The 17,049-nt window shown below is 69.0% G+C and carries 22 protein-coding genes; 1 reads left to right on the forward strand and 21 read right to left on the reverse strand.

Features of this window, described 5'->3' with window-relative positions; genetic code table 11:
- Nucleotides 1–38 precede the first annotated feature (38 nt).
- The 6 genes from PUW82_RS13800 to PUW82_RS13825 form a co-directional block, all read right to left on the reverse strand.
- Entirely contained in the window at nt 39–569 is a 531-nt protein-coding gene (locus tag PUW82_RS13800) for a methylated-DNA--[protein]-cysteine S-methyltransferase (protein WP_274222847.1), read from the reverse strand.
- Nucleotides 566–2,080 (reverse strand): AlkA N-terminal domain-containing protein, encoded by a 1,515-nt coding sequence (locus PUW82_RS13805; protein WP_274222848.1) that lies wholly within the window; start codon nt 2,078–2,080, stop codon nt 566–568. The genes PUW82_RS13800 and PUW82_RS13805 overlap by 4 nt, the downstream gene beginning before the upstream one ends.
- 147 nt (nt 2,081–2,227) lie before the next feature.
- Nucleotides 2,228–2,938 carry a hypothetical protein gene (locus PUW82_RS13810; RefSeq protein ID WP_274222849.1) on the reverse strand — a complete coding sequence of 237 codons (711 nt, stop codon included), beginning with the start codon at nt 2,936–2,938 and terminating at the stop codon, nt 2,228–2,230.
- An 18-nt stretch (nt 2,939–2,956) separates the two neighbouring features.
- Entirely contained in the window at nt 2,957–3,598 is a 642-nt protein-coding gene (locus PUW82_RS13815) for a hypothetical protein (RefSeq protein WP_274222850.1), read from the reverse strand.
- 60 nt (nt 3,599–3,658) lie between these two features.
- Nucleotides 3,659–5,350, reverse strand: coding sequence for an alpha/beta hydrolase (locus PUW82_RS13820; RefSeq protein WP_274222851.1), 1,692 nt, complete (start codon nt 5,348–5,350; stop codon nt 3,659–3,661).
- Nucleotides 5,347–5,640: a hypothetical protein gene (locus PUW82_RS13825; protein WP_274222852.1), complete on the reverse strand. Its 294-nt coding sequence runs from the start codon at nt 5,638–5,640 to the stop codon at nt 5,347–5,349. Before PUW82_RS13825 ends, PUW82_RS13820 begins: the two co-directional genes overlap by 4 nt.
- A gap of 143 nt (nt 5,641–5,783) precedes the next feature.
- Here PUW82_RS13825 and PUW82_RS13830 point away from each other — a divergent pair, with 143 nt between their 5' ends.
- A complete protein-coding gene (locus tag PUW82_RS13830) occupies nt 5,784–7,211 on the forward strand; it encodes a dihydrolipoyl dehydrogenase family protein (protein ID WP_274222853.1) in 1,428 nt (475 codons plus the stop codon).
- A 162-nt stretch (nt 7,212–7,373) separates the two neighbouring features.
- On the opposite strand, the gene PUW82_RS13835 is transcribed toward PUW82_RS13830, so the two are convergent.
- The 15 genes from PUW82_RS13835 to PUW82_RS13905 all read right to left on the reverse strand — a co-directional run bounded on the left by PUW82_RS13835 (nt 7,374) and on the right by PUW82_RS13905 (nt 16,963).
- Nucleotides 7,374–7,661: a WXG100 family type VII secretion target gene (locus PUW82_RS13835; RefSeq protein ID WP_023953920.1), complete on the reverse strand. Its 288-nt coding sequence runs from the start codon at nt 7,659–7,661 to the stop codon at nt 7,374–7,376.
- A gap of 131 nt (nt 7,662–7,792) precedes the next feature.
- Nucleotides 7,793–7,978, reverse strand: coding sequence for a hypothetical protein (locus tag PUW82_RS13840; RefSeq protein WP_274222854.1), 186 nt, complete (start codon nt 7,976–7,978; stop codon nt 7,793–7,795).
- Between the two features lie 64 nt (nt 7,979–8,042).
- Nucleotides 8,043–8,717, reverse strand: coding sequence for a hypothetical protein (locus PUW82_RS13845; RefSeq protein WP_274222855.1), 675 nt, complete (start codon nt 8,715–8,717; stop codon nt 8,043–8,045).
- Nucleotides 8,718–8,743: 26 nt separating this feature from the next.
- On the reverse strand, nt 8,744–9,004 hold the full coding sequence (locus tag PUW82_RS13850; protein WP_274222856.1) for a hypothetical protein: 261 nt from the start codon (nt 9,002–9,004) through the stop codon (nt 8,744–8,746).
- Complete coding sequence (locus tag PUW82_RS13855) at nt 9,001–9,489, reverse strand: hypothetical protein (protein ID WP_274222857.1); 489 nt, start codon at nt 9,487–9,489, stop codon at nt 9,001–9,003. The genes PUW82_RS13850 and PUW82_RS13855 overlap by 4 nt, the downstream gene beginning before the upstream one ends.
- 80 nt (nt 9,490–9,569) lie before the next feature.
- Nucleotides 9,570–10,361: a hypothetical protein gene (locus PUW82_RS13860; protein WP_274222858.1), complete on the reverse strand. Its 792-nt coding sequence runs from the start codon at nt 10,359–10,361 to the stop codon at nt 9,570–9,572.
- A gap of 34 nt (nt 10,362–10,395) precedes the next feature.
- Nucleotides 10,396–10,953, reverse strand: a complete 558-nt coding sequence (locus tag PUW82_RS13865) for a hypothetical protein (RefSeq protein ID WP_274222859.1) — start codon at nt 10,951–10,953, stop codon at nt 10,396–10,398.
- A gap of 233 nt (nt 10,954–11,186) precedes the next feature.
- Nucleotides 11,187–11,831, reverse strand: a complete 645-nt coding sequence (locus PUW82_RS13870) for a hypothetical protein (RefSeq protein ID WP_274222860.1) — start codon at nt 11,829–11,831, stop codon at nt 11,187–11,189.
- Complete coding sequence (locus tag PUW82_RS13875; RefSeq protein WP_274222861.1) at nt 11,813–12,448, reverse strand: hypothetical protein; 636 nt, start codon at nt 12,446–12,448, stop codon at nt 11,813–11,815. Before PUW82_RS13875 ends, PUW82_RS13870 begins: the two co-directional genes overlap by 19 nt.
- 24 nt (nt 12,449–12,472) lie before the next feature.
- A complete protein-coding gene (locus PUW82_RS13880) occupies nt 12,473–13,669 on the reverse strand; it encodes an AAA family ATPase (protein WP_274222862.1) in 1,197 nt (398 codons plus the stop codon).
- Nucleotides 13,670–13,682: 13 nt separating this feature from the next.
- A complete protein-coding gene (locus PUW82_RS13885; protein ID WP_274222863.1) occupies nt 13,683–13,985 on the reverse strand; it encodes a hypothetical protein in 303 nt (100 codons plus the stop codon).
- Between the two features lie 77 nt (nt 13,986–14,062).
- The gene (locus PUW82_RS13890; RefSeq protein ID WP_023953920.1) at nt 14,063–14,350 is read right to left on the reverse strand and encodes a WXG100 family type VII secretion target; all 288 of its coding nucleotides are present in this window, start codon (nt 14,348–14,350) and stop codon (nt 14,063–14,065) included.
- 184 nt (nt 14,351–14,534) lie between these two features.
- A complete protein-coding gene (locus PUW82_RS13895; RefSeq protein ID WP_274222864.1) occupies nt 14,535–15,164 on the reverse strand; it encodes a hypothetical protein in 630 nt (209 codons plus the stop codon).
- Nucleotides 15,165–15,286: 122 nt separating this feature from the next.
- A complete protein-coding gene (locus PUW82_RS13900; protein ID WP_274222865.1) occupies nt 15,287–15,556 on the reverse strand; it encodes a hypothetical protein in 270 nt (89 codons plus the stop codon).
- A 519-nt stretch (nt 15,557–16,075) separates the two neighbouring features.
- Nucleotides 16,076–16,963, reverse strand: a complete 888-nt coding sequence (locus PUW82_RS13905; protein ID WP_274222866.1) for a hypothetical protein — start codon at nt 16,961–16,963, stop codon at nt 16,076–16,078.
- Nucleotides 16,964–17,049 lie beyond the last annotated feature (86 nt).

Raw genomic sequence — 17,049 nt, forward strand, 5'->3', positions numbered from 1 at the left:
TACCTGAGATTTCGCTGAGTGCAAGAGCAATGGCAGCGTCATCCGCGCAGCTCGGCCTCACGCGCCAGCAGGCTCTGCTTCACCTCGGTCCCCCACGCGAAGCCGCCGAGCGCCCCACCCGTGCGGAGAACCCGGTGGCAGGGCACGAAGAGCGCGGCGGCATTGCGGGCACAGACGGATGCCGCCGCGCGGACGGCTCCGGGCGACCCGAGTGCCGCTGCGAAGCCGGTGTAGGTCAGCGGCTCGCCGGGCGCGATGCGCCGCAGGGCCTGCCAACCGGCGCTCTGCATCGCCGTACCGGTCTGGCGCACCGGGACGGCCTCGATCGCGGCGAGGTCGCCGGCGTAGTACGCGGTGACGGCCGCGGCGGCATCCGTACGTCCGTCGATGACGCGCGTGGGACGGGCCGCGGGGCGTAGGCGGTCGAGGATCGCGGCGGGGTCGGAGGTCCAGCCCGAAGCGAGCACCGCACCGTTCGCCTCGAGGATCGTGAATGGGCCGTCGGGGGTGGTCACGGTCTCGATGAGGGCTGTGCCGGTCACGGGGGGAACGTCGACGATGTCGGTCATGCTCGGGCCTTTCGCGGCGGAGTGAGGGTCGGCTCGGTCGCGCTTTCGCGCCAGGCCTGCGTGACGGGGGCGGCGTACCAGAGGTGCGCCATGAGGTAGCTGCGCCACGGCGCCGCGCGCTCGGCCCACGCGACGAGCTCGGCGGGCCCGGCGGGGATGCCGGCGGCGGCAGCCCCCGCTCGCGCCGCGACATCGCCGGGCAGCAGGATGTCGGGGTCGCCGAGCACCCGCATCCGCACGTAGTCGGCGGTCCACGGGCCGATGCCGGGCAGGGCGAGCAGGGCGGCGCGCTGCTCGTGGGTGTCGTCGCCGGGCGACAGGCGCAGCGATCCGTCGGCCAGCGCGGTGGCGGCCCCGACGATCGCACGGATTCGTGCGCCGGGGCCGCGCAGGACGTCGGCGCCGTGCTCGGCGATCGCCGGCATCGTCGGGAAGAGCGTGGCCGGGCCTGCCGCCGTCTCGACGGGGTCACCGAGCTCGGCGGTCAGCCGCCCCTGCACGGTGCGGGCCGAGGCGACGCTGATCTGCTGCCCGATCATGGCGCGGATGAGCATCTCATCGGGGTCGATGGCGGCGGGAAGCCGCACCCCGGGGATCCGCGCGACAAGCGGCGCGAGCTCGGGATGCTGGGCGAGCGCCTCATCGATCGCGGTCGGGTCGGCGTCGAGGTCGAACAGCCTCCGCACCCGCGTGATGAGGGCAGAGAGATCCGACAGCGCGGCGAGCTCGGCGCGCAGCCGCACGCGGCCCGCGTCATCCAGGCGCACCTCGAACCAGGCCGGTCCCCCGGCGAGACGGATCACGCGTGCGAACGACCGCTCGTCGCCCGACTCGACCCCGGGGATCGCGTGGGCCCGCATCCAGCCGAACAGGCCCGCGGCGTCGAACGGTTCGCGCACCGGCAGCACGAGGTCGATGCGGCCGGGCGCGCGCTCCCCCGTCTGCCGGCGTGCGCGCAGCTGGCCGGGAGGCAGCGCGAAGACCTCGCCGATCGTCTCGTTGAACTGCCGCACGCTCGCGAAGCCCGATGCGAAGGCGACGTCGGCGATCGGCAGGTCGGTCTCGACGAGCAGGGTGCGCGCGGTGTGCGCTCGATGGGCTCGCGCGAGGGCGAGCGGTCCCGCGCCGAGCTCGGCCGTCAGCAGCCGGGTGAGGTGCCGCGACGAGTAGCCGAGACGGGATGCCAGTCCGGGCACCCCGTCGCGGTCGACGACGCCGTCGGCGATGAGGCGCATCGCCCGCGCGGCGAGGTCGCCGCGGAGGTTCCACTGCGGCGATCCGGGCGTCGCTTCGGGCAGGCAGCGCTTGCACGCGCGGTAACCGGCCTCGTGCGCGGCCGCGCTCGTCGGATAGAACGTGACGTTCGCGGGTTTGGGCGTGCGGGCCGGGCAGCTCGGCCGGCAGTAGATCCCGGTTGAACGCACGGCGGTGACGAACTGCCCGTCGAAACGGGTGTCGCGGGCGTCGATGGCGCGGTAGCGCTCGTCGAAGCCCATCGCAGCGATCGTCATGCCTCCACCCTGACACGCCCCACCGACACCGGCTCGCGGAAATCGGACACGACTCTGCCCGGCTGTCCTCCCCCGGTCGACTCGCCGCGTGGCGCCGATGCCGCCCCTCCCAGGTCCCTAGATTCCGGAGACTCGACGATGCCGCGATCAGCCGGCCGGCATCGGAGGGTCGGTCACGAGCGGCTGTGGCTGAACGGGAACGCCGGTCTCGTCGTAGTAGACCGGGCCGTCGGGCGGGAAGAAGAACTGCGGCACCGACGACGGCCCCTCGGTGGCGGGGAGCCGGCGCCAGATGTCCGCGGGCAGCCGCTCCTCGGCGAACACCTCGGTGGCGAGGTCGTGGGCCGAGCCGGGCGCGCACTCCGTCTCGGACGAGACGCGCACCTGCCCCGTCGCGGGACGGATGGTCACGACGGTGCGTTCGGCGACGCCGCCCTCGGCGACGACGGTCACCTCGCGCGCGTCCGCCTGACCCCGCTCCGTCGTGTCGCTCTCGATACCGAGCGAGGCGAGCGCCTCCGACGCCGCGGCGGCGACATCCAGCGGATCGCGACCGGGCAGCTCGAGACCGCGGACGGCGACGAGACGGTACCCGCCTTCCTCGCTGAGCCCCAGCTGGCATCCGGTCGGGTGCGCGCCGTAGGCCCCGTCGACGACGCTCCACTCGGTCGGCTCGATGGCCATGATCACCGAGTGCACACCGGCCGCAAATGCGGAGAAGCGCTCCCGCGCCTGCGCGTACGTCTCGCCGTCACCGAGCCTGCCCGGGTCTCCGCATCCGCTCACCAGCAGCAGCGGGATCATCAGGAGCGCGCCGGCGGCGAAGCCGAGACGGCCGGTGCTCGTCCTCCGAATCATCTGCGCGCGGGTCGGGACTCACCGAGGCGGGACCGGCGCGTCCGTCACGAGCGGCTGGGGCTGGACCGGCGTCCCGTCTTCGTTGTAGTAGACAGGGCCGTCGGGCGGGAAGTAGAACTGCGGCACGGACGACGGGCCTTCCGTCGCGGGGAGCCGTCGCCAGACATCATCCGGGTACAGCTCCTCACCGAACATCGCGGTGAGGATGTCTGAACTCGACCCGGCCGTGCAGGCGGTCTCGCTGGAGACGAGCACACGGCCATCGACGGGACGGATGACCACCACGGTGCGGGCAGCCTCGCTCTCACCCACGACGGTAACCTCCCTTGCCTCCCCGGAGCCCCGCTGCACGGTCTCCGCGTCTATTCCGAGCTCGGTGAAACCCTCGGATGCCGCAGCCGCGATCTCCCCGGCATCCCGTCCCGGCAGCTCGATTGCGCGCACTGCCGTGAACGAATACCCCGTGTCCGCGCTGACGCCCAGCTGACATCCGCTCGGGCGGGCTCCGTACTGTCCCTGGTCGACCCGCCAGTCGGTCGGCTCGATCGCCATGATCACCGTATGCAACTCGTCGGCCATTGCCGCGAACTGCTCCCGCGCCTCGGTGTACTGATCCGCGGCCGGCTGTTCGTCACCCGGCGTCGCCGCACACGAACTCATCATCAACACCAATCCGACGGCGAAGGCCGTCATTGTCATCCGCGAGGTCGATCTCATCAGTCACGTCCGGTAGGGGTCAACGGGAAGCCATTCCAGCCAATCGGGCAGGTCCCAGAAGCCGCGCTCACTGCCGTCGCCGTCCATTTCGGTCCCGGGCTCGCCGGTCAGGATGATCTGCTGGATGTTGTAGAACGATTCCGATCCTTGCACGAGGTACCCTTCCCCGTCCCCCGATGGAAGCGGCCCGTTGCCGCCCTCGTGAGCGCCGTGTCCGGGCGTGGGCGCAAGCTGCTCGCCGCCCGCGTAACCGCCGTCGCTGCCGAACTCGGTCACCCCCGGGAGCGTCTCGGGCACGGTGCCGTGCGCGCCTCCCCAGCTCGTGTCACGGCCGATGCGGGCCCATGCGTCGTTCTCCGACAGCGTCGCGTACATGCGCAGGTCGTCGGCGTTCTGGAGGTTTGACAGCACCTGCGGATCGCTCGGGAAGCCAGCCGAGCCCACCGCGATGAACTGGTCGACGCCGAGCGCGTCCGGGCGGGACCCGATCGCGAGGGCAGCGGTCGTGCTGCCGTAGGAGTGCGCGATGACGGCTTTCTCCGCGGTAGGGTGCACCGCGTCGATGCCGAGCAGGAACGAGCGGAGCGCTGCCGCGCCGTGGCGCGCCCTGTCCATCCCGGGCTCTTCGAGCTCGTTGGGAGAGTCGTAGCCGAACCATGCGATCGTCGCCAGGCCCGGTCCAGCGTTGTTGAGCGCGCGAGCCGAGTCTCCCCATTCGCCGATGCCCGCGACGGATGAATTCATACCGGGAACGAGCACGTTGATGTCCGTTGCAGAAGCGAGATCGCCGTACGCCAGCGCTGCGGTGGTCTGCGCCGAACCGCCGGGGTCAAACGAGATCAGGAGCGGGAAGGGAGGACCGTCCGTCAGCTCCTCCCAGAGCGCCGCGACGTCGTCGCCGAGCGCGCCGCCCGGGTTCGTGGCGCGCAGCGCTTCGAGGCGTTCCCGGTTGACCCGCGCGCGCACGTCGTACGGGATGCCGTCGAGGTTGCCGATGATGTCCGGGTGCGCGCGGGCGATCTCGTCGTGCAGTTCGGGATGCGCGAGCCACAGCTCCAGCACCGCCTGCGGGGTATCCGCCGCGAGCAGCTGATCGAGCAGACTCCGCGCCTCCGATGTCAGCGCCGGCCCCGCTCCGCCGGCGAGCTCGGCGAGCGCGGCGTCGTAGGCGGTGTCCCAGGCGGAGTAGTGGTTCTCGAACTGCTCCCACAGATCCGCGAGGTCGCCGGCGGCGGCATCCCGTGTGGCTACGGCATCCTGCGCCGCGTCGTTCGCGCGGCGGACGTCGGCCGGCTCACCCGAGCGAGAGGTCGACAGCGCGCTCAGCGCAGCTTCCTCTGCGTCCGCGGCCGCTGAGCTCCACGCCGCATGGGCGGACTCGATGTCGTCGATGAGCCGGTTCGCCGCCTCCGCGGACGACGAGAACGCGTCGGCATAGCGCTGCAGCACCCCGGCGAGCAGCTCGGCCTCGGCGATCTCCGCAGCGAGCCCGTTGGCGACCTCTTGCGCGTCGGCACGGGCCGCGGTGATCGCGGCGCCGACACCGTCGAGGTCGGTCGCGGACTGGACCGTGGTGCGAAGGTCGCCGAGCGAGCCGGCCACGCGGCTGAAAGCGCCGCTCCACCAGCTCATCGACCCGGCGCTGCCTTCGAGGCGCTCGAGCGGATAGCCCCGGTTGGGCGAGGTGAGGCTCACGGCTGGTTCCTGCCCGTCAGCTCGACATCGAGATCCGAGTAGCGCGCCGCGATCTCCGACAGGGACGCTCCGACCCCGGATGCCGCGCCCGTGCGGTCCAGCACGGCCTGATGCAGGCCGGTCAGACGCCGGTTGATCTCGAGGCGCAGCGCCACGCGGTGCGCGGGGTTCTCGACACCGGTGTCGTCGCCCTGGATGTCGGCGTTGTCCATCACCGCGCTCGACACGCGCGTCTGAATGGCATCCGCCGCGCTCGTGAGCGCGTGGTAGTAGATCTCGACATCCGACATGACGCCCTCTCTCGAAAGCCGACTCGCTCCGGCCGACGGTGACACGCTATCGAGGGCGCCACCGCCGCGTCGATGGGGAGATCTCCCCTCCCCTGCCGCGCAAGCGCTGGCGTCCGCGCCCCTCGCCGGGTTAGCGTCGCGGCATGAGCGAACGCACCTACGACCTCGTCGTCATCGGAGCCGGTCCCGTCGGAGAGAACGTCGCCGACCGAGCTGTGCAGGGCGGCCTGAGCGTCGCGATCGTCGAGAGCGAGCTGGTCGGCGGCGAGTGCTCGTATTGGGCATGCATGCCGTCGAAGGGGCTGTTGCGGGCGGGTGCGGCGATCCGGGCGGCGAAGGCCGTCGACGGCGCGAAGCAAGCCGTCACCGGCGACATCGACGTCGCGGGTGTGCTGCGCCGCCGCGACACGCTGACGTCGGACTGGAACGACGCGTCACAGGTGGAGTGGCTGCAGGGCGCCGGAGTCGACCTCGTGCGCGGACACGGACGCCTCGCCGGTGAGAAGCGCGTGAGCGTCACGGATGCCGATGGCGTGGTCACCACGCTCATCGCGCGTCACGCCGTCGCGGTGTGCACCGGCTCGGCGGCCCTGTTGCCCGGCGTTCCCGGCCTGGCGGACGTGTCGCCGTGGACGAGTCGCGAGGCCACCGCTGTGCAAGAAGTCCCGGGCTCGCTCGCGATCGTCGGCGGCGGTGTCGTCGCGGCCGAGATGGCCACGGCGTTCGTCGATCTCGGCAGCGACGTGACGCTCATCGCGCGCAGCCGGCTGCTCGGACCGATGGAGCCCTTCGCCGGCGACCTCGTCGGGCAATCGCTCACCGACCACGGCGCGCGGGTGCTGCTGCACACCGACCTTGTCTCGGCGCGACGGGTCGATGACGGCCAGGTCGAGCTCGAGCTGTCGAACGGCACGCACGTCCGCGCCGACGAGGTGCTCGTCGCGACCGGCCGCGTGCCCCGCACGGAGGATCTCGGACTGGATGCCGTCGGCCTCGAGCCCGGCTCCTGGTTGGACGTCGACGACACCATGCTCGTGCGCGGTTCCGACTGGCTGTATGCGGTCGGCGATGTCAATCACCGCGCACTCCTGACCCACCAGGGCAAGTACCAAGCGCGGGCTGCGGGCGACGTCATCGTCGCACGCGCAACCGGCGGCACCGTCGACGATGCTCCCTGGGGCGCGCACGTCGCGACCGCCGACCACGCCGCCGTGCCGCAGGTGACCTTCACGGATCCCGAGGTCGCGTCGATCGGCGAGACCGAGGCGTCGGCACGCGCTGCGGGGCGCAGCATCCGGGTCCTCGATTACGACCTCTCGGCGGTCGCCGGAGCGTCCACGCGTTCGGACGCGTACACCGGTCAGGCGCGCGCGATCGTCGACGAGGATCGCGGCATCCTCATCGGGGCGACCTTTGTCGGGGCGGATGTCGGCGAGCTCCTGCACGCCGCCACGATCGCGGTCGTCGGTGAGGTTCCGCTCGCCCGGCTGTGGCACGCGGTGCCGTCCTACCCGACGCTCAGCGAGATCTGGCTGCGCTTCCTCGAGACCTACGGCCGCCCGACCACCTGACCCGGAGATCGCCTCGCCCGCTGCGCCACGCGTGCCGCTCGGCGTCGAGGAGGAACCGTCCCGGGGGGGGCGCGGCTTCTCCCCGGGGATGGGCCGGCAGAGAAGGATGCAGCTTCATCCTCACCGCCGGCGCCACAGTCCCCGGGAATGTCTCCAGTGCGATCAGCTGCCAGCGAGCTGCTGGTCGAGGTCCTGGATCGCGCGCATCATGCCCAAAAGCGACTCGGACATGTCGTTGATGCCATCGACCGCGTTCTTCAGACCCGTCGTCAGCTCCGAGTACCCCTCACCGAACTTGCCCGACGCATGCTGCGTCTTGAAGTCATCACCCAGCAGCGTGTCGACCTGCGACTTCAGGGTGTCCAGCTGCCCCTGAATGTCATCACGAGCCTGCGACAGCGAGCTCGCAACCTGCTCCATCTCGCCATAAGACGCACCGAAATCAGCCATGACGGCCCTCCTGAAAGTTGGTGTTCCGACTCCCTTCCGGAGCCGACACACAGAACCTATCGACCAGCACCACCCGAGGTCGATGGGGAGAACTCCCCACTTCACAACAGCTCAGACCAACGTCGACGAGCTCAGCGGGGAGCGATACTTTCGTGCGCTTCGAGGCGGTACGACGAACGCGCTCCTCCGGCGACCGTTGACGACATCATCCCGAGGGCGCTGAGCTTGGCGCGCGACGCCGTCTCGGCGTCGATCTTGCCTTGCTCCAGCAGAAGCACAGCGCCGATCGCAGAGGCACGCGTGACGATCGCGTGCACGCGGTTCGGCGATACCGCCGAGCAGAATCACGGGCTCAGCGTACGCAGCACGGGGGTAGCCGCGTCACCGAGCGCGTGCTGAGCGCGTCAGCCTCGACCTCAGCGGGTCCCCCGCGCTCAGACCACTGACGATGCGCAGAACGCCGCCGATCTGACCGATACCGCTGAGGGCGCCGCACACACCGACGACCAGGGATGGCGCCGTGAAGATGGTGACGCCGGCATCGAGATCGCGCATGAACAGCGCGAGTCCGCCCACGGCGACCAGCAGGGCGAGGGATGCCGTGATCAGGCGGACGAGAATGCGCGGTTCGAGGTTGACGGTGCGCGCCTGTACCCAGCCGGCGGCACGCGGGCTGCGCCGGCCGTTGGCGTAGGGGGCGCGGAGCCAGAACGAGGCGGCGCGCGTGAGCGCGCGACCGGTCCGCCACAGGGCGACAAGCAACGTCGAACCCGCCAGTGCGATCACGATGGCGATCAGGGTCGCAATCACATCGACGGTGCCTACCCATCCGGCGGCGGCCATCGCCGCGACCATTCCCGCGGCGACGAAGCCTGCCCCCGCGGCGGCGACGAAACCGACGACACCGAGTGCCCAGCGCGACCACCGCTCGTAGTCGGCGCGCAACGCGGCCGCGGCACGATCGGCCTCAGCGGGCGGAACAGATGCCGCTGGCTCCCCCGCCTCGCCTGCGGTGAGAAGCGGGCGGGACGCGGCCCGAATGAAAGCGAACGCCATGGACAGGATGCTACGAGCCCGACGCGTCAGGCTCGCCCCGACCCGGCCTGTGACACGGCGCGCTGACCGAAGGGAGACATCATCTCGGGCGCAACCGTGCGCCCGAGATGGCCCAACGGGGCCGCGAGCGCCATCTCGCCGGCCTCGGGCGTGATGCGGCCCTGAGCGAGGAGCTCGCGAATCGCGGCATCCCGTTCCTGCAACGCCGTCGCGCGGGCATCGGGGCGCATCTCGCTGACCGCCTGGTCGACATTCTGGAGGTCGTCCTGCGGCCCGCTCTTGCTCACGACAAGCGAATCACCGTCCACACCGCGAGAGCGACATTCGCGGCGACCGCCCACAGCCACACCTCGCTCCCATCCCAGAACGGCCGCGCAGCAGTCAGACCGATACCCAAGACCAGCACGCCCGGGATGATGTTCCACAGCGCGAGGGTCCACGTGATGGTCGCACCGGGGTACCGCGGAGTCCTGAGCTCCTGCACCTCGCCGTGTGCGTTCACCAGCAGCGCAAACGCTGTCAGTGGGCCGGCATACATCAATGGCATGTCCCAGCGGCTAGCGCCCTGAATCACCAGCCATTGAACCATCGTCGCCGCCGACAGCGTCGGCAGCGCCAGCGCGAGCATGAAGGCGAGACTCTGCAAGCAACTCCCCGCCGCGAACTTGGGCACCTCTGCGCGCCAAGCCTCGCGCGGACCCACCAGTGCGACCTTCGCCTGAGCGGGCGCGGCGTCTACCAGCGTGCGCAGCTCCAGTCGCCACCACTTCACGCCGTCCCAGTCGCCCTACTCGTCGAGGAGAGCTCGCACGGACCGATCACCCACATCGACCATCCTGACGGTCGGCCGCCTCAGCTGAGGTGGCCGACGCCCGCGAGCGCGGCCTTCGCCCGAGGCGACATGGCCTCCGGCGCCATCGTCATCCCGAGCTTTCCGAGCGGAGCCGCCGAGGCGCGCTCCGCTTCATCGGGCGAGATCGAACCGCGCGCGACCAGCTCCCGGATCGCCGCATCCCGCTCCGCCCGCGCTTCCTCACGGCGAGTCTCGGGGACTTCCGTCAGGGCCTGATCCACGTTCTCGACCTCGTTGCGCGGGCCACCCCGCGGAATCGGACCGCGCGCGAGCAGGAACACATGCAGGGCTATGTGAGCCGCGGCCACGGCCAGCCAGTATCCGGTGCCCTCCAGGTAGGGGGCGGCAGCCGTGAGACCGATGATGAGGACGATCGCGGCGGGAACGATGTTGACAATGGCAATGACGATGAGCGAACCCCAGGCGCTCGCGCGGCGGCGCCGCAGAGACTCGAACGCTCCGAAGAGACTGACGACGAAGGCGAAGGCGAGTATCGGCCCGGCGTAGCCGAGCGGCATGTCCCACGGGCTCTGCCCCCGGGTGGCCCACTGGATCATCATCCCGGCGGCGAGTGTCGGCAGCGCGATGCTGAGCAGGATGGCGAGGCTCTTCAGGAAGCTGCCGAGAGTGACCCGCGTCTCCGGGCGCCGTGCCTCCTGCGGCCCCAGGGTCGCGATCGAAGCATGCACGAAGGGCTCCCGGGCGAACGCCCTCTGCTCGAGCCGCCACCACTTCACCGCGTCCCACTCGCCGGACTCATCCAGCAGCGCGCGCACCGTCCGATCGCTCATGCGACCCATCGTGTTCGATCGGTGCGGTTCTGCATCAGCGAGGATCTATACCTTCGTGCGCTTCCGGGTAGTACGACGAACGCGCCTCTCCGGCGACCGTCAACGACATCATCCCGAGAGCGCTGAGCTTGGCACGCGACGCCGTTTCTGCGTCGATCTTGCCCTGCCCCAGTAGACGATCCACGGCGGCGTTCCTGCTCGCGAGCACTCGCTCTCGCACCGCCGGCGTCAGCTCTCGGACGGACTGCTCCACGTTCTCGATCGGGTTGCGCGGGCCGGTCTTGACCGTGACACGCCTCACCCACAGCGCGACGTGCACGAGAACATCGGCGACAACCGGGATCAACCACCACAACGACCCGCCCACCTCCGGGTCGGCAAGCGACCCCGAAACGGCGATGCCGATCGTGATGAGACCCGGCACGATGTGAGCCAAGTAGACCTTCCGAACCGCGGCCATCGCGGTCGCCCGCGGACGATTCCGGTACACAAACTCCGAAACGACAGTGATCACGACGCTCAACAGCGACGCGACACCGGCGACATCAACAGGCGCCTCCCCGCCCCCGCCCCCGAGCGCCCACAGCAGCATCCACCCCGCGCCCGCCGTCGGAGCGGCCAGAGAAAGAACGTAGAGCAGGGTCTGCAGACACCCGCCCACAGACGGCCGCCCGTACTCCTTCTCCCACGCACCCTTCGGACCCAGCACCGCAACGGTGCGCTGCGTGAAGGGGGCGTCATCCAAAGACCGCAATTCCAAGCGCCACCAAAGCACCGCGTCCCACGTGGTCGCTTCATCGATCAGAGGTTCGAGAGGACGTGCCGTCATACCGCCCATCTTTCCTCGTCTTGTTGGAAGGCGTCGGCGATCTCGGTCGCGGCGCGGCCGCTCGGGTCCGCGACGTACCCGTCGATGGACAGCGAGTCGATGATCAGATCGCTCACCGGCTCGACGAGAGCCAGGAACGGAACCGCCATCGGTCCCAGGGCGACCGCCACGGACCCGTGTTCACCGAGGAACAGCCAGCGGCGCTCGGCCACGGCGCGATGGTGCTCACGGTGAACGATCGCCACGGTCGAGCCCGCGCCGAGACCATCCGTCGAGATCTTCCGGTGAGTGGGACGTAGCAGAGAGGAGCGAGGCCAGAGGAAATCCTCCTGGTCCGCTTTCGTCGGCTGCTCCGGCGAGAACATGATCGTCATCGGCGCGGCAATCTGCGGTTCCGGCAGAAACAGAAGCGCTGCTGCGCGCGAGCCCCCCGCGACACGAGCCAGCTCCGCGGCCAGGTCCGCTACCCGCGCGACCGCCGTCGCATCGAGGTCCACCTCGGTGCGAATGTGCTCGGCGTACGATGCGGCAGCGTTCAAAGCCCAGGAACGCCGCGCCTCGTCGTCCTCACCTTTAACCGCCACGGGGATCACTCGATCGCGGTCGTAGCGGTATCGAACGTTCATTGTTTGGCGTCCCATTGGAATGTGGCAACGTGAGCATCCATCAATTCCACCCACATCTCGAGCCGCGGGTCATCCACCGGAAGGTCCTGTTCATGCGGGATAGTGAGGGTCCATTGCACGGCTTTGCCGCGTTGCGTGCCGGGCACCGGGATCAGGTAGTTCACCATCGTCGTGTCGAGATCCACGCCATCCATGGAGACCGCACGTCGCTCCGTCCACCGGACGATGCGGAAGTCTTCGTCGATCGCGACCCCGCCCCGGTCAATCGCGCGACGCACGATGCTGTCGAGCGGCATCTCGGGCGTACCAACACGCACCGTACCCAGCAGACTGGCGGTTCCGAGCGACCAGGTCGGCGACTCGTCGCCGGCGAACGCCAATGCCACCGCCTGCTGCGAGCGCATCTCCTCGACGGCCCGTTCGACCTGCGCACTGAGAGACGCGAACAAGTCCGGTCGGTGATGTCGGGCGAAACGCGCGCCGGCGCGCTCGAGCAATGCATCCCGCGCTTTCTCGCTCAGGTCATGTGTCTCCCATCCCGGGGGAAGCATCATCCTGAACCGTCGACCGCTCTCGACCTCGCCGAGAATCGCTGACCGCAGCCCCACCACATCAGCCTCCGTCGTACTCATCGTCATCACTGTTGATACGCGCACTCACGAGAATAGACGGTGCCAATCGGTCGCGTCTTTGATGGTGCTGACGTGTGAGCCGCTTGCCCATCCCACGACGTCGGACACGACGGTGTACTGGGCATGCGCCGTACTCACAAGCGTGTCGACGGCGCCGATTGCGGTGCCCGGTACACGGGACCATTCGTCGATTGTCTTGCCACTCAGAAGCTGCGAGGCGAAGTTGCCAGCGCCTTCGACGAACGACATGCCGTGGAACGCGTTCAGTCCCGCGAAATACTCGCCCGCGTTCGTTGCGCCGCGACCGCTCCAGCGCGCTGCGTCCTGAGCGAAGGTCATGCTCTCCCCGGCTGCGCCGGAGAACTTGCCGAGAATGGACCCGAAGGGAATCACTCCGATGATTGCGAAGGCCAGGTCCCACCCGTCGGCATCGCCGTACGTCATCTGGGCGATGGTCACGACGAGAGCTGCCACTGCGACAATCGTTCCGATGAGCGCGATGATCGGCCCACCGACGACGATGGCGAGGACCGCGAGAACCATGCCGGCGACGGCGAGCACGGCCGATGCCGTCTCAAGGAACCCGCGGACGTTGTCGTCCCACGTGTCCTCGATCGCGTCACTCGTGTCCTCGCGGATACCGGCTGCCGCTGACGAGAAGGCGTCGTACCACGTGTCGTACTCGGCGTCGAAGTCCGCTGCTCGAGCGTCCCAATCGCCACGCGCATTCGCCGCTGCGGCGGCCGCTGAGGCCCGATCGCTCTCGTATGCGTCCTCGGCCTGTTGCCGAAGAACAGGGTCGTCCGCGTCCTCGCCTCGGGGGTACGAGGGAGTAGATCCAGCGACTTGATCCGCAGACTGCTGTGCCTGCGTGTAGGCGGCCCACAGTTCTTCGAGCTCGTCGACCAGGTCGCGGATGCGCGGCTGCGATGACTCAAGCTGCGACCCGTAGGCAGAGATATGAGGCCCGACTGCCTGGTAGAGATTAGCTGCGCGCCGCAGCTCCGAGTAGACCTCTTCCGAGAGCTCGCGAAGCTTGTCGATCGCGTCGCCCTCCATGTCAGATCCATCAGTGGCCAAGCGGTCCAGCAAGTCCGCGGAGGTAGCCATGGCCTCAGCAAGCGAGGTCAGTTCCGATCCTCGCGCCAGAACGTCGCCGGGGTTGCCGTCGAGATAGTCGATCTCGCGTCCTCGCGGAGACGAAGGCATCATCATGCTCATGTGGCGGGTCCCTTCAGGACGCTTCTTCGAATGAGGCTGACGCCTCGCTGTCGAATTCCTGGAAACCGTCGATCACGGTTTGAGCGTGATCGCGGACCTTCTGGCAGTTGCCCATCAGACGATTACGACGGTCGTCCCACCGACCCTCGAAGTTGTCTGCAGCGTCGTACAGGTCGCTCAACCCGTATGGACGTGCCACTCCGTCGCGGAGCGCGTCACTGCGGCTGCCCGCGCGGTTGAACTCCTCGATGATGTCGTCCAGAGCGACCGTCAGCGGCTCCAGCTCGCTGTAGTTGACCTTGACCCCGTTACCCATGATTCCCCTCCTCCGGATTCGACCTGATCATGATCGAGGCGTGGCGGATGCCGTATCCGCCACGCCTCGAATGTGAATCAGCTGCCGGCGAGCTGCTGGTCGAGGTCCTGGATCGCGCGCATCATGCCCAGCAGCGACTCGGACATGTCGTTGATGCCATCGACGGCGTTCTTCAGACCCGTCGTCAGCTCGGAGTACCCCTCACCGAACTTGCCCGACGCGTGCTGCGTCTTGAAGTCATCACCCAGCAGCGTGTCGACCTGCGACTTCAGGGTGTCCAGCTGCCCCTGAATGTCATCACGAGCCTGCGACAGCGAGCTCGCAACCTGCTCCATCTCGCCATAAGACGCACCGAAATCAGCCATGACGGCCCTCCCAAGAATTCGCTTCCCGACCCCCCTCCGGAGCCGACACTGAAGAACTTACTGAACCCTGAGGTCTAGGGCGATGGGGAGAACTCCCCATCTCGGAATCTGCTACGCAATCGCTCTCCGTCAGAACGACGGCCGGGGCGAACACAGACGGGTGCCGCGGGCCTCGGAGGCCCGCTCAGTCTGCGGGCGGCGGGGAAGAGGGCAGCCGCGGCTCACCATCGGCGATGCCGAAGAAAATCGGGTCGGAGGGCGCCTCCTGCTTTGGGACCGGCCAATCCGGAATCGGATCGTCGCCATACATCATCCGATCCAATTCCTCGATGTCGCCGGGCTGGCAGGGCGAGGTCGCGGTCAGCACCACGTTGCCGTTGTCGATCAACGTCACCGTCAACAGCGAGTACACCCCCTGCTTGCGCACGATCACATCACCCGACGACACCGTCCCGGACGCGAGATCCATACCCTCGACCTCGAAACCTGCCTCGACCAGATGCTGAGACACCGCCTCCCGTTTGCCCAGGATCTCCGCCGGATCGATGCTCACCGTCCGGGTCAGATCGAACTTCCACCCGTCGCCGCACCCGACTCCCGACGGCAGCATCCCGTACGTCCCCACCTCCCAGGGCCCGTCGTGGACCGCCGCAAGCACTCCGTTCGTCGTCTCCCGGAAATCCAGATACAGGCTCTCCGCCCGCTCGAACAGTTCCTCACCTGTCGGTTCTGCCACCGTCGCCCCACATCCCGTCAGAACGGTGACCGCGAACGCGGCCGCCGTCGCACCGAACAGACTTCTCCGCATGCTCACTGCAGCACCTCACCATTCGCCACGATGCTCGCAAATTTACGGAATGACTCCGAGTCGCGGGAAAGGAGATGGGAGGAACTCCCCATCTCGGAATCTGCCAGGCAACCGCTCTCCGGTAGGCGTCAGGCTTCGCGCGGGGCGAAGCGGGCGCCGAGCATACCGGGCGGTGCCTGCCGGGCCTCGGCGGCCACGGACTCCGGGATGCGACCGGCGGTCTCGAGCTCATCGATAGCGTCGCCGATGTCGGCCAGGATGCGGGCGCGGGTGTCGTCGTCGAGCGCCGACACGGCGGCTGCCAGCTGATCCACCGCTCGCCTCCAACGCTTCGAACCGTCGGTCGGCTTCCGCCGGAAGACCACGAAGTACAGCGCACCCACGACAAGATCGAGCACGATGAACCCCAGCCCCAAGCACCCGTCGCCTGACTCTGGAGCACGGCAAGTATCGACACGACCAACGCAGCTCCGGCAGCCAGCACATGAACCCATCCGATCGCGTGCGCGGACCCGGCGTCGACACGACCGGCATCACGACCGCTTGTCACGAGGCCGGCGCCGGCGACGACCGCGCCGGCCGCGAAGGCGATCCCCGCGGCACCGACAGCCGCTGCATCCGCTCGCCCGAACACCCAGCCGAGCAACATCGCGGCACCGAAGACGGGAGCGCCGAGCCCGATGAGGTTCCAGACCAGCAGAAACACCGTCACCACCGGGTTCCGCCCGGAGCGGCCGGCGAGCTCGCGAAAGACCGCCGTCGGCGCGAACCGAGCAAGAACCCGTCGCACCGCGGGCGCCTCCTGCCAAGCACGCGCCTCGAGACGCCACCAGTCGATCGGCTCCCACGTGCGCCGCGTGGCCGCGTACCGCGCCGCCGGCCCCGTCTCCCCTCTTCGTCCCCGGCCGCGGCCCCCGTCACCCACCGCGCAACGCCGCGACGTCGATGTCGCCGTCGAAGTGCGTCCAGACGAACCAGGCTACGGGCCCCAGACGGCGCGCTTGCTCGAGGGTCTCCGGCGGCGGAGCGATGGCCGCGATCGCGTCGAGCCAATGACGTTCGACCGCGGCGGCGTCCGCCGCGGTGCGAGGGGTCATCGAGGCCAGTCGTGCGGCCTCTCGACGCAACTCGATGTCCGTCCGGCGACGACCGGCCACGATTGCACGGGGGCGAGTGCGTACCGCGCCGGCCGCGTGACGGCGCCGGAGCACAACGATCAGCACGACGAGTTCGATGAGCATGACACCCGCGGCGATGAACCACAGACGCAGCTGCTCTTCCGAGAACGGCACCCCGCGCGACGCCGTGCCGACGATCATCCGATAGACCGCCATCGCCGCCAGGATGGTGGCCACGATCGCCGATATCACCATTCCGACATACGCGGGGTATGTTCTGGCTCGTCGCGCGAGCAACGCGGCGACCGGAAGGAGCACCACAGCGAGCGACGTGGCGACCACGACAATAGGCAGGGCAATCTCCACCTCGACCACCACCCCGCGCACGGGTGGGAGGAACATCGATGCGGATGCGCTCACGGCGAGCAGGCCGACGCCGAGAATCCACGGCCACACCTCACGAGAGGAATCCCCGCTGGCGGAGCCCGTCGCTTTCGGCGAGGGACGGCTCTCCGCGGCGTCAGGCGGGACGGCGATGAACGCCTGCCGATCCCGAGCGAGGCGCATGACCGCGGGCACGAGTCGATTCGACAGATTGCGATCCACGGCGATTGCATCGCGGGCGGCCCGCGCCACGGCGACGACCGCGGTATCGTCACCTGCCAGCCGAACGGTGCGTGTGCTCACGTGCTTCTCCTCACGGACGCCCGGACGAGCGAGGATGCCGCGACGTCCTCCCCGGTGGCGTCCACCATCTCATGCAACCTAGGGCG

The organism is Microbacterium thalli (genome assembly GCF_028737325.1).
GTDB lineage: Bacteria > Actinomycetota > Actinomycetes > Actinomycetales > Microbacteriaceae > Microbacterium > Microbacterium thalli.